At 68.8% G+C, this 21,866-nt stretch carries 22 protein-coding genes and 1 pseudogene; 7 read left to right on the top strand and 16 right to left on the bottom strand.

The features are described from left to right. Positions 1-4: 4 nt before the first annotated feature. The 5 genes from ABEA87_RS16405 to ABEA87_RS42635 form a co-directional block, all read right to left on the bottom strand. On the bottom strand, positions 5-1,252 hold the full coding sequence (locus ABEA87_RS16405) for a sugar ABC transporter substrate-binding protein (protein WP_345630446.1): 1,248 nt from the start codon (positions 1,250-1,252) through the stop codon (positions 5-7). Between the two features lie 113 nt (positions 1,253-1,365). Further along, complete coding sequence (locus ABEA87_RS16400) at positions 1,366-2,349, bottom strand: LacI family DNA-binding transcriptional regulator (RefSeq protein WP_345630444.1); 984 nt, start codon at positions 2,347-2,349, stop codon at positions 1,366-1,368. Between the two features lie 157 nt (positions 2,350-2,506). After that, complete coding sequence (locus ABEA87_RS16395; RefSeq protein ID WP_345630443.1) at positions 2,507-5,587, bottom strand: LamG-like jellyroll fold domain-containing protein; 3,081 nt, start codon at positions 5,585-5,587, stop codon at positions 2,507-2,509. Between the two features lie 929 nt (positions 5,588-6,516). Then, positions 6,517-6,834 (bottom strand): hypothetical protein, encoded by a 318-nt coding sequence (locus tag ABEA87_RS16390; protein ID WP_345630441.1) that lies wholly within the window; start codon positions 6,832-6,834, stop codon positions 6,517-6,519. Positions 6,835-6,880: 46 nt separating this feature from the next. Beyond that, on the bottom strand, positions 6,881-7,030 hold the full coding sequence (locus tag ABEA87_RS42635) for a carbohydrate-binding protein (protein WP_425570901.1): 150 nt from the start codon (positions 7,028-7,030) through the stop codon (positions 6,881-6,883). 425 nt (positions 7,031-7,455) lie between these two features. Here ABEA87_RS42635 and ABEA87_RS16385 point away from each other — a divergent pair, with 425 nt between their 5' ends. After that, a complete protein-coding gene (locus ABEA87_RS16385; protein WP_345630440.1) occupies positions 7,456-7,788 on the top strand; it encodes a PadR family transcriptional regulator in 333 nt (110 codons plus the stop codon). Further along, positions 7,785-8,600 (top strand): permease prefix domain 1-containing protein, encoded by an 816-nt coding sequence (locus ABEA87_RS16380; RefSeq protein ID WP_345630439.1) that lies wholly within the window; start codon positions 7,785-7,787, stop codon positions 8,598-8,600. Before ABEA87_RS16385 ends, ABEA87_RS16380 begins: the two co-directional genes overlap by 4 nt. A 213-nt stretch (positions 8,601-8,813) precedes the next feature. Here the strand turns inward: ABEA87_RS16380 and ABEA87_RS16375 are convergent, their stop codons facing one another. Genes ABEA87_RS16375 through ABEA87_RS16365 form a run of 3 tightly spaced genes read right to left on the bottom strand, consistent with a single transcriptional unit; the run spans position 8,814 to position 10,041 of the window. After that, entirely contained in the window at positions 8,814-8,951 is a 138-nt protein-coding gene (locus tag ABEA87_RS16375) for a hypothetical protein (protein ID WP_345630438.1), read from the bottom strand. Positions 8,952-8,998: 47 nt separating this feature from the next. Beyond that, positions 8,999-9,379, bottom strand: a complete 381-nt coding sequence (locus ABEA87_RS16370) for a DUF4267 domain-containing protein (RefSeq protein WP_345630437.1) — start codon at positions 9,377-9,379, stop codon at positions 8,999-9,001. Continuing rightward, on the bottom strand, positions 9,376-10,041 hold the full coding sequence (locus tag ABEA87_RS16365; RefSeq protein WP_345630435.1) for a hemerythrin domain-containing protein: 666 nt from the start codon (positions 10,039-10,041) through the stop codon (positions 9,376-9,378). Before ABEA87_RS16365 ends, ABEA87_RS16370 begins: the two co-directional genes overlap by 4 nt. Before the next feature lie 118 nt (positions 10,042-10,159). Between ABEA87_RS16365 and ABEA87_RS16360 the strand changes: the two genes are divergently transcribed. Then, the gene (locus ABEA87_RS16360; protein WP_345630433.1) at positions 10,160-13,585 is read left to right on the top strand and encodes a BTAD domain-containing putative transcriptional regulator; all 3,426 of its coding nucleotides are present in this window, start codon (positions 10,160-10,162) and stop codon (positions 13,583-13,585) included. A gap of 223 nt (positions 13,586-13,808) precedes the next feature. On the opposite strand, the gene ABEA87_RS16355 is transcribed toward ABEA87_RS16360, so the two are convergent. From ABEA87_RS16355 to ABEA87_RS16335, 6 genes and pseudogenes are all read right to left on the bottom strand, one after another. Next, on the bottom strand, positions 13,809-14,135 hold the full coding sequence (locus ABEA87_RS16355; RefSeq protein WP_345630432.1) for a DUF1735 domain-containing protein: 327 nt from the start codon (positions 14,133-14,135) through the stop codon (positions 13,809-13,811). Between the two features lie 136 nt (positions 14,136-14,271). Next, positions 14,272-14,550: a YchJ family protein gene (locus tag ABEA87_RS16350; protein ID WP_345630671.1), complete on the bottom strand. Its 279-nt coding sequence runs from the start codon at positions 14,548-14,550 to the stop codon at positions 14,272-14,274. Positions 14,551-14,586: 36 nt separating this feature from the next. Beyond that, positions 14,587-14,655, bottom strand: a pseudogene (locus ABEA87_RS16345) (SEC-C metal-binding domain-containing protein); the annotation flags it as partial. Positions 14,656-14,673: 18 nt separating this feature from the next. Next, on the bottom strand, positions 14,674-14,832 hold the full coding sequence (locus ABEA87_RS42630; RefSeq protein WP_425570895.1) for a helix-turn-helix domain-containing protein: 159 nt from the start codon (positions 14,830-14,832) through the stop codon (positions 14,674-14,676). A 75-nt stretch (positions 14,833-14,907) separates the two neighbouring features. Continuing rightward, on the bottom strand, positions 14,908-16,092 hold the full coding sequence (locus tag ABEA87_RS16340; protein ID WP_345630430.1) for an AI-2E family transporter: 1,185 nt from the start codon (positions 16,090-16,092) through the stop codon (positions 14,908-14,910). Between the two features lie 367 nt (positions 16,093-16,459). Further along, on the bottom strand, positions 16,460-17,524 hold the full coding sequence (locus tag ABEA87_RS16335; protein ID WP_345630429.1) for a fatty acid desaturase family protein: 1,065 nt from the start codon (positions 17,522-17,524) through the stop codon (positions 16,460-16,462). 481 nt (positions 17,525-18,005) lie between these two features. Between ABEA87_RS16335 and ABEA87_RS16330 the strand changes: the two genes are divergently transcribed. The 4 genes from ABEA87_RS16330 to ABEA87_RS16315 all read left to right on the top strand — a co-directional run bounded on the left by ABEA87_RS16330 (position 18,006) and on the right by ABEA87_RS16315 (position 20,479). After that, positions 18,006-18,383, top strand: a complete 378-nt coding sequence (locus ABEA87_RS16330) for a lipopolysaccharide assembly protein LapA domain-containing protein (RefSeq protein ID WP_345630428.1) — start codon at positions 18,006-18,008, stop codon at positions 18,381-18,383. After that, positions 18,380-18,916: a DUF5994 family protein gene (locus ABEA87_RS16325; RefSeq protein WP_345630426.1), complete on the top strand. Its 537-nt coding sequence runs from the start codon at positions 18,380-18,382 to the stop codon at positions 18,914-18,916. Before ABEA87_RS16330 ends, ABEA87_RS16325 begins: the two co-directional genes overlap by 4 nt. Then, positions 18,913-19,194 (top strand): SPFH domain-containing protein, encoded by a 282-nt coding sequence (locus ABEA87_RS16320; protein WP_345630425.1) that lies wholly within the window; start codon positions 18,913-18,915, stop codon positions 19,192-19,194. Before ABEA87_RS16325 ends, ABEA87_RS16320 begins: the two co-directional genes overlap by 4 nt. A gap of 241 nt (positions 19,195-19,435) precedes the next feature. Then, a complete protein-coding gene (locus tag ABEA87_RS16315; RefSeq protein ID WP_345630423.1) occupies positions 19,436-20,479 on the top strand; it encodes a YihY/virulence factor BrkB family protein in 1,044 nt (347 codons plus the stop codon). 69 nt (positions 20,480-20,548) lie between these two features. On the opposite strand, the gene ABEA87_RS16310 is transcribed toward ABEA87_RS16315, so the two are convergent. Both ABEA87_RS16310 and ABEA87_RS16305 read right to left on the bottom strand, forming a co-directional pair. Beyond that, positions 20,549-20,998 carry a hemerythrin domain-containing protein gene (locus tag ABEA87_RS16310; protein ID WP_345630421.1) on the bottom strand — a complete coding sequence of 150 codons (450 nt, stop codon included), beginning with the start codon at positions 20,996-20,998 and terminating at the stop codon, positions 20,549-20,551. A 69-nt stretch (positions 20,999-21,067) separates the two neighbouring features. Then, the gene (locus tag ABEA87_RS16305) at positions 21,068-21,832 is read right to left on the bottom strand and encodes a GAF and ANTAR domain-containing protein (protein ID WP_345630420.1); all 765 of its coding nucleotides are present in this window, start codon (positions 21,830-21,832) and stop codon (positions 21,068-21,070) included. Positions 21,833-21,866: the final 34 nt, after the last annotated feature.

The following is a 21,866-nucleotide window of genomic DNA, read 5'->3' as shown; positions in this document are numbered from 1 at the left end:
CACGTTACTTGTTGAGCTTCGCGTCAACGGCCTGCTGGGCGGCCGCCAGCGCGGCGGTGGGCGACGCGGCGCCGCTCTCAGCCTTCTGCACCGCCGTCCACAGCTGCTCCGAGATGACCGGGTATTTCGTGCCGAGGTTGTCGCCGGTGCGAGCCTTGGCCACGCCGACCGCGTCGACCCAGGTCTTCATGGTCGAGTCGGTCGACAGCTGCGCCTGCTGGCCGGACTGGGTGGCCACGACGTAGTTCAGCGTGTTGTCCGTCTTGACGATGTTGTCTCCCGAGGACAGGCACTCAACGATCTTCGCCGAAGTCTTGTAGCGTGCTGCGTCCTTCTGAACTGGAATCGTGAAGAACTCGCCGCCGGTCGGCACCGGGGCTGGGCCGCCGTTCTCGGTCTGGATCGTGATGAGTTGGGCGCCCATCTGCGCGGCAGACGCCTTCTGCCAGGTGCCGTTCTCGCCGAAGGCGAACTCGCCGGTCTGGAACTCCTGCCAACTCGTCGTCTGGGTGTCCTGGATTACGGAGTTGGGGGCGTAGCCCTGCTTGATCCAGTTTGTCCACAGGGTCAGCGCGGCGATCGCCTGCGGCGAATTCAGCTTGGTCAGATCCGCGCCCGCACCCCAGAACCACGGCAGGAACTGGAAGCTGCCTTCCTCGGTGTTGATGCCGGCGAAGGTGATGCCCTTCTTCCCGGCCGCCTTCACCTTGGCCAGCGCGTCGTCGAGCGACGCCCAGTTCTTGATGGACGCCGGGTCGACGCCGGCGGCCTGCAGGACCTTCGGGTTGTAGTACAGCGCCAGGGTGTTCGCACCGATGGGAACGCCGTAGGTCTTCCCATCCAGCACGCCGGCGCCCAGGATGTTCTGCGCGATCGTGCCCGTCGACAGGCCGTTGTCCGTCGTGTCGGTGAGGATGCCAGCGTCGGCGAGGGTGGAGACGACGGGGTTGTCCACCAGCAGAATGTCCGGCGAGTTGCGCTGCTGCCCGGCCAGCAGCGCCTTGTTGGTCAGGTCGGTGGTGTCGTAGCCGGTGCGCTTGACCGTGACCCCCGCCTGGGTACCGCATTGCTCGATGAGCTTGGCCCAGTCCGAGGAGGCATCGTACTGCGGGTACGGGTCCCAGAAGGTGTAGGTGCCGCTGTCGGCGTTGGATCCGCCACCGGTGCTGCCCGAGCAGCCGGTCAGAGTCGCGACGACACCGGCGGTCAGGAGCAGGACACCGATGGCGCGCGCTTTGCGGGTGGTTTGCACAAGTATTCCTCTCTGAGATGCGTCAAGACTCGGTTAAGACATCGTCGAACCGGTTCGACTTTGGCCCTGCCGGTCGACAGGTTGGAGCTGAACTACTTGGTGCTGCCTCGGTACTACTTGGTGCTACCGCGGTCCGTGATCTGCGGCGCGATGAGTTCGACCCGGTGAGCGCCGGCGCGCTCCGGGTCGAGCATGTGCTGCACGAGTGCCTGGACCGCGAGACGGCCCAGTTTGTCGGGCGAGGTCTCCACCGCCGTGTACGGCAGGTTGAAGAGTTGCCCAAAGTCTTCGGAGAAGATGCCGACGACCGACAGTTCGTCGGGAACCCTGACGCCGCGCGCGTGCAGGACAGACGGCAGTGCGGCGATGACGGCGTCGTTGTGCACGATCATGGCCGTACCCACGTTCGCGTCGAGGATCTCACCGATCTGTCGGTTGACGGCGGGCTGCTGCGTCTCACCGTGGAACCAGTGCACGCGCATGCCGTAGCGGGCGGCCTGCTGGAGGGCCGCGTTCTGGAACCGCCAGGCGTATGCGCCGCCGCGGTCGTACACATCCTTGCGAGGAGTGATCAACACTATCTCCCGGTGGCCTCGCTCGGCGAGATGATCCACCAGGACCCGCCCGGATTCCTCGAAATCCAGGTCGAACACGTCGAAGCCCTCGGTGTTCTTGGGAAGCCCCACCATGGACCCCGGCTGGCGAATCTTGCGCATCACCGGTAGACGGGGATCCTCGTGAGCGACGTTGAGCAGGACGACACCGTCGACCATCTCCGAACTCGAGATGCGCTCCAGCGCCTTCGGCCCGTCGGTCTCCGTGACCATCAGGATGTCGTAACCGGCCTCTCGAGCGGCGTCGGCGATCGGCAGCACGTACTGCAGCATGGCCGGCGAGAACTCGTCCTGGAAGAAGTGGACGAACAGCCCGATCACCAGGGTCTGGGAGGTAGCCAGGGCTCGCGCACCGGCGTTCGGGGTGAAGCCGAGCTCACGGATGGCCGCTTCGATGCGCTCGCGCGTCTTGCGCGAGATAGCGCGCTTGCCGGACAGAGCGTACGAGACGGTGCTCCGAGATACCCCGGCGCGCTGCGCCACGTCCTGGATGTTCGCCATTGATTTGCCTTCTCTACGTCGAACCGGTTCGAAGGACGCTATCAGCACGTTCGAACGAGTTCAAGACCGATTCGACAACAGCTGTCCCTCTTCTGGCCAGGGGTGCGAGCGCATCGCGCCCGCACCCCTGCCGGTGGTGCTACTTGGTCACGTTGACCGTCAGCGGGTCGCTCGAGACGGTGCCGGCCGGGTTCGTGAAGTCCACCCGGTAGGTGTATGAGCCGACTGCCTTACCGGCCACCCTCAGGGTCGCCGTCTGGGCGTCCGGGGTGTTCGCGGTCAACTCGCCCTGGCCCACGAGCACATTGTTCTCGTAGAACTTGTACGAGGTGGCGTTGGTGCCCCACCACAGGTTGGCGGTGACGGTGTAGGAGCCGTCGTTGTCGTAGTTGTCGGAACTGAGCACGGGCTTACCAGGGTTGGCCTGAGTGACGGTCACGATGTCGGAGCCGGTCGCGGTGGCGCCCTTGCTGTTGATCAGCTCGCCCGTGTACGTGTAGCTACCGTTGTCCTTCCCGGTGACCGGGACGGTGACCGACTGCTGGCCGACGCCGGAGAGGCTCAGCTGCTTGGTCGCGATGAGCGTGCCGTTCTCGTACAGCTTGAAGATTGACCCGGTCTCGCCCCACCACAGGTTCATGGTGACGTTGTACGAGCCGTCCTGCAGTCCGGTGTCCCAGCCGTTGTCGTTGGAGAGCGTTCCCTTGCCGGGTGCCGCGGTGGCCCCGTCCGGGATGGTGACCTTACCGGTGGCACCGGAGGGAGCGCTCTGACCGGCGGGGTTCACCGCGGTGACGGTGAACTGCGCGGTGTCACCCGGCCAGAGGCCCGTCACCTGCGCTGAGCTGGTGTCCGCCCCGACGCTGGCCACCGGTTCGCTGGTCCCCTCACGGTAGACCTTGTATCCCGTGATCGCGCTGCCTCCGTTGGAGTTCGGCGCGCTCCAGGTGACGTCGACGGACTTGCCGTCGGTGTCGAGGGCGGCCGCGGCAGCCCGCGGGGCGCCCGGGGCGTTCACGGCGTGCAGCGTCCAGAAGTGGTCGGCGGTTGCCTCGTCGCTGGCGGAGGTACTGGTGGTGCTGGCCGCGCCGACGATGACCGTGCCGCTTCGTCCGTTGCCGGAGGAGTCGACCACGTTGGTTCCACTGTCCTCGTCGAAGGTGTAGTGGACGACGTCTCCCGCGCCGACCCGACCGCCGGCCAGGGCCGCGACCTCGGAGGCGCTCAGCGCACGGTCGTAGATGTTGAGGTCGTCGACCGCCGCGTTCAGGGCCGGGTCGCCCCCGTACTGCGACTTGCCGATGTAGTTCTGCTTGGTCGCCCCCAGGGCCGACGGGTGCACGGTCATATTCGAGTTCGACCCGACTGCCTTGCCATTCACGTACAGCGTGCCGGTGGTGCCGGCGAGGGTCACGGTCACGAGCGACCACTGGTTCAGCGGCAGGGTGCCGTTGCCGATGATCTGCTGCTCTCCCCCGGCGCCGCTGGTGGTGATGGCGTACCGCACGTTGCTGCCGTCGTTGACGGTCAGGAACATGTACGCGTTCGTGCCCGTGCCCAAATCGAACAGCCTGGACCACTGCGCGTTCGCGGCCGGGTTCACCCACGCGGAAACGGTGTAGTCGCCGGTAACGCCGCTGACCACACCGGTCGGCAAGCTCACGTAGGAGGTGGTGCCGCAGAGGTTCAACGCCTTGCCCAGCTTGCCGGGCTGCCGGGGACCGCTCGGGGTGCACCCGTTCGTCGCGGTTCCGTCCGTCCACTGCACTACCTGCGCGCCGTCGGCCGTGCTCATCCCGGTCACGGCCAGCACCAGCCCGGTGCCGTAGTTGGCGAAGCGGTAGTCGCCCCTCCCGTCCGGCATCAACTGCCACAGGTGGTCCGCCGTTCCGGTGTCGCCCCACTCCAACACCGGGGCGCCGTTGCTGGTGGAGATGTTTTGAACGCCCAGAACCAGGCCGCTGGCGGCATTCTGAATCTTGTAAAGACCGGAGCCGGCGTCGACAAGCTTCCAGGTCTGCGTCGTACCGTCGGTCACCTTGGCCTGATCGACCAGGGTGCCCCAGTCATCGCCAGCGGAGGCGGTGTCGAGGGCGAGGCCACTGTTGACGTTCGTGACCGTGTACACCCCGGCGAGGCTCTTAGCCGATGACGTGGCCGGGGTGACGACGAGGTGGTAGCCGTAGGCGGGGTTCATCACGATCGGCACGCTGATCGACCCGTCCGAGCCGACCTGGTAGTCGGTGTCGGAGATCGTGGTCGGGCCGGAGACCGCGGTGGTGCGGCCGTAGGACGGCGTGTACTCCAGCTTGACGTCGACGCGCTGCCCCACCGCGAGCTTGTCGAGCCCGTCGATCGTGATCGCGGTGGGCCCGGCGGCGCCGCCGGTGACGACATCCAGTTCCCTCTTGTCGGAGGTGACCGACGCCGCGGCGTCGAAGGACCCGTCGGCCGAGGGCGGCGTGGTGGTGACCATGTTGCCACTCATGTCCGCGTACCATTTGTAGAGCCAGTAGGCGCCGTTAGGGTCACCGCCCTGGCCCGTCAGCAGGTCGCCAAGGGCACCCGACTGGTTCCAGAATGCCAGCTCCGCGTTCTGCACCCCCAGCCGCTCGAACTTGGCGATGTAGCCCACCAGGTCGCCTGGGATGCCGACCTCCTGCGGGGAGGCGTACTCCTCGATGTCGATGGGGCGCGGGCTGATCCCCAGTTGCTTCTCCATCGCCTCCACCATGGCGATGTCGCCGGAGATTTTGCTCGAGCGCTCCAGCTCATGCCAGGCGAGGATGTCCGGCACCGTGTTGGTCGCCACCGCGTTCTGCAGGAAGTTCTGCATGTCGCTGATGTTGTCCGAGAAGCTGGGCCCCTGGATGGGAGTCGTCGGGTCCAGGCGGCGCACCTCCCGGTAGGTCTTCGTCCAGAAGTCCTCGAAGGTGCCGTTCTGCGGCAGCCAGGTGTTGTCCGACTCGTTCCACAGCGCGTATGCCTTCAGGTTCGTGATCCCCGAGGCCTGGACTTCGGCGATCTGCTGGTCGACGACATCGAACCAGTTGTCCCAGCTGAACTGATACGGCCAGCCCGCGTAGTAGTCCGAGAGCCGGTCCACGACCTTCGCCCCCGCCTTCTCGGCCTCCGGGGCAACCTCAAGGATGTCACCGGTGGGCTGCTGATGCCCTCCGGCCGGCTTCAGCACGAACTCGCTCGGTTTGATCGGCTCCACCAGATCATCCGATGGGGCCGTTGCCGTGGCAAGACCGTAGAGCGAGCCGGTGGCCACCTGCGTGACCGCCCGGAAGGGCTGATCCGCGTGCACCACGAGGGCGGCCGGCGTGACTGCGACGCCATCGGCATGGGCGGGCGCGGCTGAGATCAGCACAGCCCCTGCGGCCGCCATCGCAAGGGCGCTGACGATGGCGGTCATGTTCGCACGCAGATGCGACGGTGAGGCCGGCGACGATTGCCGGCCCCCTAATCTTCGAGACATATCTGGATCTCCCAGGTGTTTGCGATTGGCCTGGCCAACGCGAGCGCGAAGCAGGGACGGCTAGTGGATCTTCGCCTGAGGGACGATGATGTGGTTAGCTGAGTCGACGCATCGGCCTCCGCTCGTGGGTGATAGGACGCGGATCAGGTGGCGTTGGAGAGCCCGGTCCGGGGCTACTCGACATGCGCAGCGGACGCGGACCTGTTACCGGCAGCGGATGGCTAGTCAAACGGGGCGATCAGCGCGCGCGTCAGGCCGCGGCGTGACAGGATCGGCATCGGAGCGAAGGTCGAGCCGAGCCGACGGACACCGACCGTTGCGCCTCCGGTCTACGACGCCGACCACATGATGCTGCTGGTCAAGGCCGTGAACGGGACACCGTCCGCGCTGGCGCCGCGGTGGACGACGCGGGCCTGGCCGGGCGGTTGAACGAGGCCGGGGTAGCGATCGCGCCATCGTCGATCTGCCAAGGGCCGCACCTGAAGCCGCGCCAGTCACTCACCCGACACTCCCTTGCGTCTCGCCCGAAGCGCCTCAACTCGGCACCCCGTCCTCGAATTGGCTGAGTCGAACCGGTTCGACTCTGACGTGAAATCATGGCCGCAGACGATGCGGCCTGGGCTGTGCCAGAAACCTAGTACGTCCTATGGGACATGGTCAAGAGATCAGCGAACCGGTTCGAGAAAACGTTCAGGAGGTCGGTCGACGCCGATGGCGGTCGTCACCTGCTCCGCGGATGTGACCGGCGACGACGCCGGGCCGCCGGCTTGGGCTTCCAACGCGGGCTGAGCGCCCTGGGCACTGCCCGGGTCATGCTGGTCGCCTTCGACGCGCACCGCGGCCTGTTCGCGCGATCGGCGCCGCCCCGCGCGGTATGGTCTGGCAGCGTTGCCGCACTCGTTGCCTTGAGGTCGCGCTGATGCCGACGCCGCGGGTACGAGCAGGGGCGTCAGGCGCCCCGACACACCCAGTCCGAGTGCCACGGGTGCTGCTTACGATCCCGCCAGTGTCTCGGGATCTGCCCGTCATTCAGTTGGTGACCACGAAGTGGTCGAGGTTGAACCGGCCGGTGTCAGACGGCAGGTATGACACGGTGATGTCGTTGGTCCCTGCCGTGAGCCGCAGCTTGGTCGTCGCGTCCGCCCAGGTATTCCAGCTTCCGGTCAGCGGCAGCGAAATCTGTTGCTGACCGCTGCCGTTGACGCAGACGGTCGCGGTTCTGGTTCCCTGAGGGCCGCCTGGGCCGTCAGAGCGTCCACGCCGTTGCTACACGCCTGATTTGATCCCGTTGGAAGAGCGGGCCGGACGGCAGCGCGTGCCGCAATCCCGGCTCCGCCACCCCACCGCGCCGAACCACCCACTTCGACTAACCCGGGCGTTGGCCGCCACCAGCAGCCGCCACATCTCGTCGGCGGCCTCGAAGCCGGTGAAGTACCGGGCAGCCGGACACCGACACCGTACTGGCGGTCGCCGGCTTCGCCGCGGCCGCCGCGCTGACGCCGCCGGGTGAGGTCGACGTGGCGCCGCTGCGCCTGCCGGGGCACGAGGGTCGATCCGCGTTGCACCCTTGACACCTAGATACCCTATGCCTAGCCTTCCTAGGCATGGATGTCAAAGGTCACCTCGACCTCCTTCTCCTCGCGACCCTCGCCCGGACCGGTCCCGCTCACGGCTATGCGGTCATCGCCGCCCTGCGAGAGCATTCGCGCGGCAGCTTCGATCTGCCCGAGGGCACGGTCTATCCGGCGCTGCACCGCCTGGAGCAGGCCGGCCTGATTGCCAGCCAGTGGGACGAGTCCGCTCCGCGCCGGCGCCGGGTGTATGCCCTCACAGTCGACGGCCGGCGGGCCCGCGCTAGCAAGCAACGCGAGCTGCAGACCTTCTTCGAGGCCGTGCAGGCCGTGATCGGATACCGGCGACAGGGAGTCAAGGCATGAGTGCCTCATCCCGCGGCGCGGTCGAGGACTACCTCGACGCGCTCTTCGACCGGCTCGCCGGAAGCGGTGGTCACGGGCGTCGGGTTCTCGCCGAGGCCGAAGACCATCTGCTGCAGACCGTCGACGAGGCGATGGCCCAGGGAATCGGCCGCGACACTGCCGAACGGGAGGCGGTGGCCAGATTCGGCGAGGCCCGACAGCTGGCCGCGACGGTCCAGGCCGCCCGGACCCGGATGGTGACGGTGACACGGCGGCTGGTCACCTTTGCCTGGCTGCTCGCCGGGGTCACCGCGCTAACGTACGGACTGAGCGGCGTGTTGACCTGGATAATCGGTTTTCTCTACGAGCGCCTGCTGGCCGCTAACAACTACTTCGGCACTCTCCACCACCCTTGGTACCTCGACCCCTCCGGCGCGAAGGTGACGATCCCGTACTGCTCTTCCCAGCCCAACAGCACAATAGGGTGCCTGCCCATCGGTCACGACACCCTCACGTATCTCGGGCAGGATCTACGGATCGGCATGTTTGTCGGAGCAACCGTGGTCGGACTGGTGCTGCTGACCTCGCTCGCGATCGCCCGGCGCTACACTCTCATCGGCTTGCCGGCGTGGACCCCACCGCGGTTGAGCCTCACCACGGCCTTGATCACATTCTCCGTCCTCGCGGCAGCCGCTCCTCTCTACATCGGCACCTATAGCGTAATCACCCGCGACCTCCAGGGCGACGTGCTCGCCGACCTGATCACCACCGTGCTCTGCGTGGCGATTGGCGTGTCCGCCTGGCGGCTGCGCCGGCCCCGGGGGACTTGGTAGGTGCCAGGAGCGGTCAGCTGGTCCGGTGCCTTCACCGTGACGGTCTGCGGGTCGGTCCAGGACCGATAGACCCCGAACGCGTCGTGCGCCGACTGGAATGTCAGCGGCACGGTAATCGAGCCGCCGGAGGCGCTCACGGTCTGATCGAAGACCACGGGCCGCGAATATGGCGGCGCCTGGTCGGGGGTCCGGTAGGCGGTCGAACCAGGTCTGTCATTCCTGCGGCATGCGCTGCGGCGTGCCGGCGAAGGAGGGGCCGACGATCGTGGCGTTGGGTGCGACCCGCTGGATCTCCTGGTACGCGGGTGTCGCCCGGGCGCAGGCAGCCAGCGACGGGTCCGGTGGTCGCACCACCGGACCCGCGCCGCGTATGACCGCCGGCCAGTACGATTCGCGCCTCACCGCAGCAGCAGCACGGCGGCCACCACCATCACCGCTGCCGTCGCACCATGGACGGCGTAGGCGGTGAGCTTCGGACCCCGGTACCGCAGCACGATCAGCGCGTCGCCGATCGGAGCGACGGCGGTGCAGAGCATGAACCAGCCGAGTACCCGCGGCGTCGCGGCGAAGACCAGGGCGATCGCGATGAGGCCGAAGGCGATGTCCCGGACTCCCTTGACGGCGAGATAGGCGTTGGCGTCGCCGGCCTGCGGTCCGACCGCGACCCCGAAGCCGGCGGCGGACGGGCGGGGTGCCAGCAGGAAACGGGCTCCGATGAGAATGATGCCGATCCCGATGATCCAGGTAACCGCGTAGGCAACAACGTGGGTGAGGGTCATCGTGATACCTCCGGCAGTACGGCGTCGGCGCGGACCCGGCGGATCAGGCGGGCGTAGCTGGCTCGGCCGATGGTCTTCCAGGCGAGCCGGGCCGGCAGCGGCAGCGCGCCGAGCAGGGTGCGACGCTCGCGCGGGTCAGCGTCCTCGAGTACGGCGCCGAGAAACTGCAGCAGCATCGGCTTCGGGGTGGCGGCCAGGAAGTGTTCGCCCAACGCGGCCCACTCCGGGGTGGTCAGATACTGCGCGGCCAGCGGCAGCAGGTGCGTCTCCTCGTCATCGAGGTGCTCGATCACCGCGGCCCGGTGTTCGGTGAGCGTGGCCACCAGGGCGTCGCGGGCGGCCTCGCCGGCCGAGGACTCCCACGCCGGCAGCGCCCGCATCGCCTCGTCGAGGGTGCGCGCGATGCGTTCGTGCTGGGCCTCCATGCGGATCACGACGTCCGCCTCCAGGTCGACGCGGGCGTGCAGGAGCGGCCAGATCAGCTCGTCCTCGCCGTGGTGATGGTTGTGCAGTCCGAGCCGGTACCACCGGAGGTGCTCGGCGAGGATGCGGGCGCGCCGGGTGTCGCCGGGGGTCACCGCCGCGATGGCGCTGCCCAGCAGCCGTGATTCGCGGCGAAACGCGCGGTGGATAATGACCATGTCGCTGGTGTCCGTTGGCACGATGGCCTGCCTTTCTCGACGTCGGTCCGGTCCGGTTGGCCGGGCTGGGACCAGGGTCGGTCCGGGCGCTTGGAGCCCTCCTGGAGCCGGCTTGGAGCCGGGATAGGCTGGGAAGATCATGGTGGGGATTCGGGTGCTCGGACCCGTCGAGGCCGACGTGGATGGGGACGTGGTCCCGTTGGGTGGCCCACGTCAGCGGGCGGTGCTCGCCCGGCTGGTGTCCGCACGGGGTGAGGCGGTCTCCGTGGACCGGTTGATCGACGATCTGTGGGGCGGCGGGCCGCCGGTCCAGGCGATCACCTCGCTGCAGGCGTACGTGTCCAATCTGCGCCGGCTGCTGGAACCCGGGAGGCCGCCACGGGCGCCGGCCCGGATCCTGGTCACCGCGCCGCCCGGGTACGCGATCGCGCTGCCGACCGACGCGCTGGACGCTTGGCGGTTCGAACGTTTGGTCGCCGGGTCGGCCGCTCCCAGCGGTGACGTTGCCGGGGCGCGTGCCCGGCTTATGGCTGGCTTGTCCCTTTGGCGGGGCGCCGCGTTCGGCGAGTTCACCGACGAACCGTGGGCCGCCGCGGACGTGGCCCGGCTCGACGAGCTGCGGTTGCAGGCCGAGGAGGCGTTGGTGGGCCTGACCCTGCGGGCGGGCGAGGTAGCCGCCGCGGTGCCGGCCGCGGACGCGCTGACCCGGCGGCACCCGCTGCGCGAGGAGGGTTGGCGACTGCTGGCCCTGGCGCTGTGGGGAAGCAACCGACAGGCCGACGCCCTCGACGCGCTGAGCCGCGCCCGCCGTGGCCTGGCCGACGAACTCGGCCTCGACCCAGGCCCGGACTTGACCGCCTTGGAGGAGGCCATCCTGCGGCAGCACCGTGAGGTGCTGTATGAAGCGATCCGGCAGCCCGCCGAGACCGGCCCGCCGCCGGGGTCGCGCTCGCGCCGTCCTCCGGCACCGAAGCCCGGCCCGGAAGGGTCACCGTCGCATCGCCCGGAAGAGTCACCGTCGCGCGAAGTGGTCGGGCCGTCGCCCAAGCGCCCGGCCGCTGAACCGTTCGTCGGCCGGGTAGACGAGCTGGCCCGGCTGCGCGACGCCGCCGCCGAGGTGGCCGCCGGGCACGGTTCACGCATCGCGCTGGTCAGTGGCGAACCGGGGGTCGGGAAATCCACGCTGCTCGGGCGGTTGCGGCAAGAGCTGACGGACCAGGGTTGGCTGTCCATCGACGGCCACTGCCAGGAGGACACCTCGGGCGCGCCGCCGGCCTGGCCGTGGGTATTGGCGCTGCGGGCGCTGGCCACGGTATCGGCACCGCCGGCGGAGGTGGCCGAGCTGCTCGGGTCACCGGCCTCCGGTGGCGAACGGGCGGGCATCGACGCGGCGGCCGGCCGGTTCCGGCTGCACCGCGCCGTGGTGGCCTGGCTGCGCGAGGCAACCCGACAGCGGCGTCTGGCGATCGTTCTGGACGACGTGCACTGGGCGGACGGGGAAACCCTTGCCCTGCTGGCCACCGTGGGTACCGAGCTGACGGACGCGCCCATCCTTCTGCTGGTCGGGTACCGCGCCGCCGAGGTCTCCCCCGAGCTGGCCGCCAGCCTCGCCGTGCTGGCCCCACGCGGCCCGTTGCGGCTGCCGCTGACCGGGCTGCCCGCCACCGCCGTCGGCGCGCTCATCACCGCGCTCAGCCACCTACCCGTCGACGCCGCGACCACGGCGGCACTGGCCGAACGGACCGGCGGAAACCCTTTCTACGTCAAGGAAACCGCCCGCCTCCTGGACAGCGAAGGCGCCCTCATCGCGTTGGAGAAGGTCCCCGAGGGGGTACGTGACGTGCTGCGCCGGCGGCTGAACCGGCTGCCGCAGTCGGTCATCGTGGTGCTCCGGCTGGCCGCTGTCGCCGGGCGGGAAACCGACGTCGACGTGCTGATCGACGCCGCCGACACCGACGAGGCGGGGGTACTGGACGCGCTCGACGCCGGCATCATCGCCGAACTGCTGACCGAACCGGCACCGGGCCAGATCCGGTTCGCCCACGCGCTGGTGCGCGACGCCCTCGTCGCCGACCTCAGCGGGCTGCGCCGCGCCCGGACGCACGAGCGGCTCGGCGCCGCGCTGCAGCGGCTGCGTCCCGACGATGTGTCGGCACTGGCCTACCACTACCACCAGGCCGCGTCGGCGGCCACCGCCGCGCGAGCACTGGACTACGCGGTACGCGCCGCCCAGCTCGCCGAACGCCGCTACGCGCACGACACCGCGGCGGATCTGCTCACCGGCGCGCTGGAGAGCATCGAACGCATTCCCGCCACCGGCGATGGCGCCGAACCGGCCCCCGACGACCGTGACGCCGAGCGGGTCGGGCTGCTCGGCCGCCTGCTGCGGGCGCAGATCCGCGCCGGGGCCGTCGCCGCCGCCCGCACCACCCGGCGCCGCGCGATCGACGTGGCCGAGCTCGCCGACCGGGACGACCTACGGGTCGCCGCGTTCACTGGGTGGACCGAACCCACCCCCTGGCAGACCCGGCCCTACGGCACCGTGGACCAGCCGGTGGTCACCCTGCTGACCCGTCTGCTGCAACGCTCGGAACTCACCCCGGCCGACCGATGCCGACTACTGGAGGCACTCACCGCGGAACTCGCCGGGCAGGGCGATCCGCGCAGCCGAGCCGCGGCCACCCAGGCCGTCGAGCTGGCCGACGAACTCGACGACCCCGCCCTGCGCATGCTCGCCCTGACCGCACTGGCCCGCGAACACGGTGCGGAACTGAACTGGCCGCCCCGCGATCGGGTGGCCGCGACGCTGATCGCACTCGCGACCGAACATGACCGGCCCGCCTACCGCGCCTACGGCGGATTCACGGCCGCGCTCAGTGCCGTCGCCGCCGCTGATGTGCCCACCCTGTCCCGGCTGGTCACCGAGGGCCTCGACTTCGCCCGCGCCTACCGGATGCCCGAAGTCGAGGGCGTCGGCGAATACGCGCAGGCGATGCTCGCACACATCGCCGGCGACCCGCACGAGGCGGAACGCCGGTACGAGCACGCGACCACCCGGCTCGTGCGCCAGGGTTCGCTACACGCCGAAGGGTTCCAGTTGCTCGCCGAGGCGACACTGCGCATCGGGCAGGGCCGGGTCGGGGAATACGCCGGCCGGGCCGAAAACCTGTTCGACCGCCACGGGCCCATCTTCGCCGACCTGCTGACCCTCGCGTTGGCCGAGTCCGGCGACGTGGACCGGGCGCGGCGGATGCGCACACTGGCGGTACCGCTGCGCCCCGACTTCCTGATCTCCATCTTCGCGGTACTGCGCGCCATGGCACTCATCGCGATCGGCGACACCCCCGGGGCCCAGGACATGTACCAGGTGCTGCTGCCGCTACGCGACCAACTGCCGGGCACCTCCAGTCTGTCGCTGGCCATGCGACCTGTCGCGCACACGCTGGGCGACCTCGCCCGATTCCTCGGCCGGCCCGAAGACGCCGCCGCCCACTACGCCTACGCGGAGACCATCGCGAACCGCTGGGGCGCCACGCAGTGGGCCGCCGACGCCCGATCTGTATAAGGAACGGCGAGTGCGATGTGGTATCAGACGGGGGCTGTCCGCGCTCTCGTGATGTTGCTCCGGTGAGCGCGGACAGCCCGGCGTGCTACTTCGCGCGCTTCACGAGCAGCGGTAGGAGCCCTGCCGCGTCCGGGGTGCCGAGTCGGGGTCACGTAGCACTGCGGCGCGGCGCCGTCGCGGCCCAGTTTCGTGATGGTGACGTCATAGCTCTCGACCTCCTTGCTCACCGCCACCGGCGTGTGTACCACCGTGCCACCGGCGATGCCGGTCGGCCAGCCGCGAGGTAACCGTCCGGACCCGCGACGCGGGTATCGACGGTGACGGTGGCCGCCGCGTCACCGCCGGCCGGCACCACGACCGACGCGGGGCTGACCGTGAACAGCCCGGCGGGCGCCGCAGTGCCGTCCAGGTTGCTGGCCACCACCGCCAGGTTCAGCGTGACGTCCCTCGACCCGTCGTTGTGGTGGCTCACGGCGGAGCTGCGCACCGCGTCGTCCCGGTGCGGCCGCTGCTGGGTACCGAATCCGATGCTGGCCGGCGTGCTGGTCACCGCCCCGGTGATGGCGCCTGTGCGAGGGGCTCAACCGCCTCCGCGCCCACCGCTCTGGTGGCCGCGTCGCGCGCGAGTGAGCTCGTCGTCAGCCTCTGACTCTTCGTGGCGGCGGCGTTTCGGGCGTTCGGCCGGGTCACACTGGCCCCGTGTAGCGCCACTCGCCGCTCTCCCGCGTGAAGTGGCTGAGCTCGCGCGTCACCCCGCGGCCGTCGGCGTCGCGGTAGTGCGCCGCGAACTCCACGGTGCCCTCCGCGTCGAGCAGACCTCCGCCGGTGGTCCGGCCGACCTCGAGCAGTGTCCAGCGGATCCCATCATTAAGGTCGAGTGACCTCGGCCGGGACCGTGAATGCCAGGTGCGTCGGATGTATTGGGCATCGCCGCGGGCATACGCGCTGAACCGCGAACGCATCAGCGCCTCAGCGGTGGGCGCGGCGGCACCGGTGTGAAAGGGGCCGCAGCACTCGGCATAGGCGAGGCCGGTCCCACACGGGCATCGAGTCACACCCCATGATGGCATCCCGGGCAACGCGCCGGTTCACGCGACCCGCAACGGCGCGGTGATCGCACCAAGGCGGGTTCGAAGGCGTAGGCATTGGTTGTAGGCAAAGCGTGCCGCACCCGCGTGCCGCGCCAGCATCACCGCCTGCCGCGGCGACGCGTCCACAGTGAACCGGAACGCCGTATACCTACCCACGGCCAAGGAGTATTACCCCACCACCCGACAATGTGGAAGCATCGCGAGCCGAAACTAGAACACAACGAGGAGGGACTAGCCGCGGTCGAGCCGCGGAAAGGCGACCTCGCGCAGCAGGATGCCGATCGCGGCGGCGACCGGGATAGCGATCAGCGCACCGACGAAACCGAGCACGGCCCCACCGAGCAGAACCGCGAGGATCGTCGTGGTGGCCGACACCTGTACGGTACGCCCGATGATTTTCGGCACGATGAGGTAATCCTCAGCGAGCCGGTACACGATGTAGAAGGCCAGTGTCGCCACCGCGACCGGCACCGAGACGGTCAACGCGATCAGGCTGACCAGGATGCCACCGACCGTCGATCCGACCACGGGGACGAGGTCGAGAAACGCGACCGCGATGGCCAGCAGCACCGGGTACGGCACATGGAAGACGACCAGCCACACGAAGGTACCCACGCCCGCGATCAACGAGGTCAACAGATTACCCAGAACGAAGCCGCCCACCCGGGTGAACATCTCATCGCCGAGCAGAATCGCGCGGGGCCGCCGGCTGGCCGGGATCAACCGGTAGATCAACCTCCGGATCCGGGGCAGATCAGCGAGCAGGTACACGGTCAGCACCAGCACGGTCAGCGTCGACGCGGTCGCCGACAGAACGACCTTGCCCGCGCCGAGCAGGCCACCGAACACATCGCCGGCGCTCAACGACGACACGGCCTTGTCCAGCCTGTCCTGCAGATGCAGCCGGGCATCCAACCGGCCCAGCGTGGTGCTGTGATCGCGCAACTGAGCGGCGTACCCCGGTAGCTCATGGGCGAATTGCGTGCCCTGCGCCGCCAACGGAGGAATCGCCGCCGCGAGGAACCCTGCGACGACGCCCACACTGACCAACGCCACCACGGCCACCGCGGCCCACCTCGGCAGCCCCCGGCGCATCAACCACTGCACCGCCGGGTCCAAGCCGATAGCCAGAAACAGTGCCAGACCGATCAGCACGAGCACCGACGCCGCGTCGACCAACATTCGGGCCAGTACGTACGCGACGCCGACGCCAGCCGCGCCGAACAGCCCGATCGTGAAGGGCGAGCGCCGGTTGATTGGCCGCCCCGGGGACCCGAGAACCGCCCCGTCATTCCTCAGTTCGGCGGCCTCCAACTCGGCAGCCTGCACTATCTCGGCCCGCGAATCGGGCTCGGCCTGCTCCCCCGCCTTGGGCTGCGCGCCCGGTTGGCCCGGCACTGCCTGCGTCGCGTCCATCCGCGCCACCCGTCTCTGTCGTTGTCTCGGACCGGGGATCGAGCGTCGGCCGGCATCGCGGCCGTCAGCGCACAGAGCGCCGGGGCCCTTCTCGGCCTCGGCGCCCCGAGGAGAGCTCCCGGAAGTGTCGGCGATGCGCGGGCGCGTTCGACTACCGGTGACGGCCCGGCGAATCAATCCGGATGGAAACTTCCCCTCACCGGCTAATCGATAAACTTCAGCGCGGTCACAATAGAGTCTCGATCGCCGAGATCCCGACGTCCGACAAGCGCGTTGGCGTGCGGGGTCGCGGGTGCGGGGAGGACCCGCAGCGGGGTGGCTGGCCTCCATGATCCTGGTCAGCGTCCGGCGAGTAACCGGATGCTTTTCAAGCCTGGGTGACAGGTGTTGCCGCCAAGTCCGAACGCCCTACCTCGTGCAGGTGACGTAGCACCTGACCGTAGGAGGCGAACAGGCCGGTTTCCGCGTAGCTGACGCGCTGTTCGGCGCAGAACTGACGGATCACCCGTTGCGCGCGGCGCAAATTGGGCCGGGGCATGCTGGGGAACAGGTGGTGTTCGATCTGGTAGTTCAACCCACCGAGCAGGAAGTCCACTAGCCGGCCGCCGCGCACGTTACGAGAAGTGAGTACCTGTCGACGTAGGTAATCCAGGTCGTCGCCGTCGGTCGGCGCCGGCATGCCCTTGTGGTTCGGCGCGAATGAGCAACCCATGTAGACACCGAACAGCGCCTGGTGCACGGCGATGAACGCGATCCCCTGCCAGGGTGGCAGCACCAGGAACACGATGGTCAGGTAGCCGACGACGTGCACGGTGAACAGCGCGATCTCCAGTGTCCGGTAGGCGCGGGACTTCACCGTAGAGCCGGCCAGGGCTCGCACGCTGGACACGTGCAGGTTCATCGCTTCCAGCAGCAACAGCGGGAAGAACAGGTATGCCTGTAGCCGGCTCCACCGCCGGCCCGCCGCACCGCGCAGTTGGGCCTGCCGCTCGGTGAAGACCAGCACACCGGAATTGACGTCGGGATCCTTGCCGACCTCGTTAGGGTGAGCATGGTGGCGGCTGTGCTTGTCGATCCACCATCCGTAGCTCAGCCCGACACCCAGGTTGCCCAACGCGAGGCCGAGCAGGTAATTGGCCCGCCGGGTCCGGAAGATCTGTTTATGGCCGGCGTCGTGGCCGAGGAACGCGACCTGAGTGGACAGCGCCGCCATAACCGCCGCGGTACCCAACTGCCACCACGACGAGCCGATCAGCGCGAACGCCACCCAACCACCGACAAACGCCAACAGGGTCCCGGCGATCTTGACGGTGTAGTAGCCGGACCGCCTGTCCAGCAGGCCGGCCTCCTTGACCCGCGCCGACAACTGCGCGTAGCCACTGCCAGATTCCACGCCGGCTCGGCTGCCCATGACCGAATCAACTATTGCCATGGTCTTTCCTTCCGATCATTCACGGAAGGTGCACCACCGGGGACTAGAGCATCCACCAACCTGTATCGATATCACCCCAAACGTACCCGCCTCCCGTGGCCACCGCCACCTCAGCGCTCGCACCCGACAAGGCCGTCTTGTCGCTGCCCGGCACCCTGGCATCGCGTCCACACGAGGCAGGCAGCTGAATCGCCGAAGACCACGCGGGCACGAACGAGGCGTTTCTGACGGACCGGAGTAGGCTGAAGATGCCGCCCAAGCCCCCGGTGGCTAGATAGTCCATCGTTGATGGGCGCGCCCGACTATTCGAGGACCGGATAATCAGGCGGATCCACGACCCCGAAACCGGGATGCCCCGCTCACCTTCGGCAGGCGCACCGCGCTGTCCCCGGATTGGACTTCACCTCGATCGCTCCGGCTCCGGCGGCGCGTGTCGACCCCTTCGCCGCGAATGTGACGGCAAAGAAAGGCAGTGGTCCCCGTGACCCAGCCAACCGATCAACGCCGAGCCTCCTACCTCAACCACGAGGTGCCACCGGTAGCCGCGGTCACCCCGACCGTCCCGCTCCCGTCCCGGCTGCCACGCAGCCGGGCCGGCGGACTCTGGACCGTACTGGTCGCCTTCGCTCTCGTACTCCTCTTCCTCCTGATCTTCATCCTGCAGAACGGCCAACGCTCGGACGTGTACCTGCTGGGGGCGCATGGGCATCTACCGATGGCCGTGGCCCTGCTGCTCGCGACGGTCTTCGGCGTGCTGCTGGTCGCCCTGCCGGCCACCGTCCGCATCCTGCAACTGCGGCTGACGGCGACTCGGGCCCGGAAGAGCGCGAACACCACGCGCGAGCCGGCCGGTTCATGATGCACTCCACCGCCGACCGCAAGACCTGGATGTCCACCGCGGACCCGGTCACACCGCGGCTGCGGCTGCACGACGACCTGACCGCCCGCACGATATTGGACGGAGCCTGGTGGCCGTACTCCCGCACCACGGTGACCGAGCTGACCAACCTCGTCATCGCGCTGGACGCCCGGCACCTGCCGGTCACCCGGATCATGCTGAACGCCGCCGCCTGGGGCGAGCACCCCCGTCGCATCGGCGTCGCGGGACGCACCATACGGCTCGGCTGGTTCACCACCCTGGAGGCGTGCCTGCTCATCGCCACCACCAACACCAACCAGCGTCTCGACCTGCTCGTGATACCACCACGGGTACCCGCCAAAATAGCGGCCGCGGCAATGGCAACGGCCGCAGACAAGGACAACACCACACGGGCCGAGGCCATCATGGCCGCCGTCTCACCCCAGCGGCGCTTCAGTCTGCCGCGCCCCGAAGACATCTGGGAATCCGAAGGCGGCGGGATCAACGGCCACCGGACAGGAACACGATCATGAACCCCGCCATCATCGTCGTTGTCATCATCGCGGGCATCATCATCCTGATCACGCTGCTGGCATCGGTGCACGTCCAGCCCGCCATCCGCCGACCGGGACTCACCCTGGTCTGGCCCATCGTCGACCGGCTTCGCAGCGTGAACATGCAGATCACCACCATGAGCGTGCCCGGGCAGGACGGCATCACCCGCGACAACGTCTCGGTGCGGGTCGACGCCGTGGTCTACTTCCGGGTCGGCCATAATCTGCCCTACCCCGGCTTCGACACCCCCGCCTGAGCCGGCGGACCGCCCCGCGCGCCGGAGCGATCGACTGGTACCTACCGATGACGATGAATTTGGCCCGCCGGTTCCGCGGCCGCGGCGTTCCGGCGCCCGGGGCCCTCTCGACACGTTCCTCAACCGCCACCGATCGCCCGGCCGCGCCCGACGTCACCCCGCCGCCCGGCGCCGGCCACCCTGGCAGCACTTCGCGCGATCCGGACGGGTGACAGGCCGTCTCGATGGGTATGGATGTGTCATGAACAGCGTGGAGAGAGCCCTCCGCCGGGTGGATCTGGCCCAGCAGAGCCGAGCGTGGCTGGCGCTGCCGGTGGCCGCCACGAAGAAGTTCGGCGACGACTCGGCCGGGAACCTCGCCGCCCTGATCGCCTACTACGCGTTCGCTGCGATCTTTCCCCTGCTGCTGATGTTCAGCACCATCCTCGGCTACATCCTGGACAGCCGCTCCGCGCTGCGGGAGCGGCTGCTCACCTCCGTCGTCGTGGATTTCCCGGTCATCGGCGACCAGCTGCGCACGGCCGGGCTGCGGGGACACTGGTACGTCATCGTCGGCTCCGCGGTCATCAGCCTCTGGGGGGCCCGCGGTGTCGCCAACGCCACTCAGGCCGCGCTGAACACGATCTGGAATGTCCCCTATGCTCAACGCCCCGGTATCCGGGCGGCGGCGGGGCGCAGTTTCGCGCTGCTCGCCGTCGCCGCGATCGCGGTACTGTCCACCGGCCTGCTCTCGGGCATCGGTGGTACCGGCACGCTGTCCGGAGCGGCCACGCGCATCCTCACCTACACCGCGTCCACCATCATCAACGTCGGCGTGTTCCTGCTCGGATTCCGGCTGGCCACCGCCCGTCAGGTGCCACTGCGCGACATGGCGCGATCGGCCATCGCCTCGGCGATCATCTGGCAGCTCCTGCTCGTCGCCGGCACCTTCCTACTGATCCACCAGGTGCGCCACGCCCAGGAGCTGTACGGCACCTTCGGCGTCGTGCTCGGCCTGATGGCCTGGCTGCACCTTCAGGGACGACTCACTCTCTACGCGGTAGAGGTCGATGTCGTGCGCGCTCACCGGCTTTGGCCACGTAGTCTGATCCAGCCCCCACTGACCGGCGGGGACAAACGCGCCTACCGTGCGTACGCCGAAACAACCCGCCGGCGGCCGCCGAGCGAGCAGCGCGTCGAGGTCGCCTTTCCCGACCAGCCGGCATCAGCGGAGCGCGCCGACCCCACGAGACCGGCGGATGACAGCCGCGATGGCCCGCCGGCCGTGCGGCCCGCGCGTTCCTGACCTAGGCATCGACCGGCACGGCCAGCACCGTCGGTGGGCGGGCAGCGGTGTCCGGGGCCACGATCGAGGTCAGGACATGGCCTGGACGTTGCGCAGGTGGTCCGCCATCGTGTACAGCCGCTGGATCGGAACGTACAGGCGGAGCCGGGGAAACTCGTCGCGCTCCTCGTGCCCGGCGTGGTCCAGGACCGCTCGGTGGAACGCGGTGAATTTCGCGGCGAACGCCGGATGGTCCGCCCCGAGGTCCTGGAGTTCGGCGATGGCCCAGCCGGCCCGGTCCTCCTCCCCCGCGCGGGCCACGGCGACCGCGTCGCCGCCGGCCCCTGTCTGGTCTCGGGTGACCGGGTGCACGACCGCGCGCTCGCCGAGTTCGTGCAGATGCACGAGGCGGCACAGCTTCCCGAACAGTTGCGGCTGCTGCCCCTCGCCCGCCGCCTGCACGGCCGCACACAGCTCCCGGAGCCGTTCATGCTGCTTCAGGAGTACCTCGACGATGTCGTCCCGGTTGTCTGTGGTCACAGGTACCTCCGGTACGCGTGCTGAGGATCAGCCGGCACGTCATGAGCAGGGTCGGCCGGTGAGTGATGGTCAGTTCGGTGTCGGGCTGGCCTGCCGGGGCGCAGGAGCGGACGCTCGATCGGTGATGGCGGCTGACGGAAGCTGTTCGGCTCCGTCGACGAGGGCCTGGGCGAGGTCAGACAGTCGCCGGTTGCGACTGCGGGCGGTGCCGCGCAGGATCGCGAATGCGTCGGACACGCTGACGTGGAGGCGCTCGGAGAGCAGGCCCTTGGCCTGCTCGATCAGAACGCGGCTGTTGAGCGCGGTCTGCAGTTGTTCGGTGAGCATGTCGCGGCGGTGGATGGCGCGCTGCTGCAGCAGCCCGACGGTCGCGATGTCGGCCAGCGCCTGCCCAACTCGTAGCTTCTCCCCGTCGAGGGCACCGGTTCCGACGGTGAAGAGGTTCAGCGCGCCGATGACGTCGGTGCGCAGCCGCATCGGCAGGGCATGCACGGCGGCGAAGCCGACCTCGGCAGCGGCGGCGGTGAACCGCGGCCACCGCCCGGCCGCGGGCAGGTCCGCGACGGAGACAGGCATGGACGTGCGGAAACAGTCCAGGCACGGACCCTGATCGGTCTGCAATTGGAACAGCTCCAGCAGACGGGTCCGTTCGGAGGACGCGGCGACAACCTGCAGGGTGCCCCGCCCGTCGGTCAGCAGCAGACCGGCCGCGTCGACATCGAGCAGTTGAACGCATCGTTCGGTCAGGGTGTGCAGGAAATCGATGAGGTCGAAGTCGTCGACGAGCGTGTCGGCCATCTCGACAAATACGTCGGCTAGCGGGGGCTGGGCCATGTCATTCACCTTCGTCACGGTAGATCGGCGCCGC

Origin of the sequence: Rugosimonospora acidiphila (genome assembly GCF_039543385.1) — a bacterium.
Taxonomy (GTDB): Bacteria; Actinomycetota; Actinomycetes; order Mycobacteriales; family Micromonosporaceae; genus Rugosimonospora; species Rugosimonospora acidiphila.
Note: the sequence above shows the minus strand (reverse complement) of the source record. Positions and strands in the feature narration are given on the sequence as shown.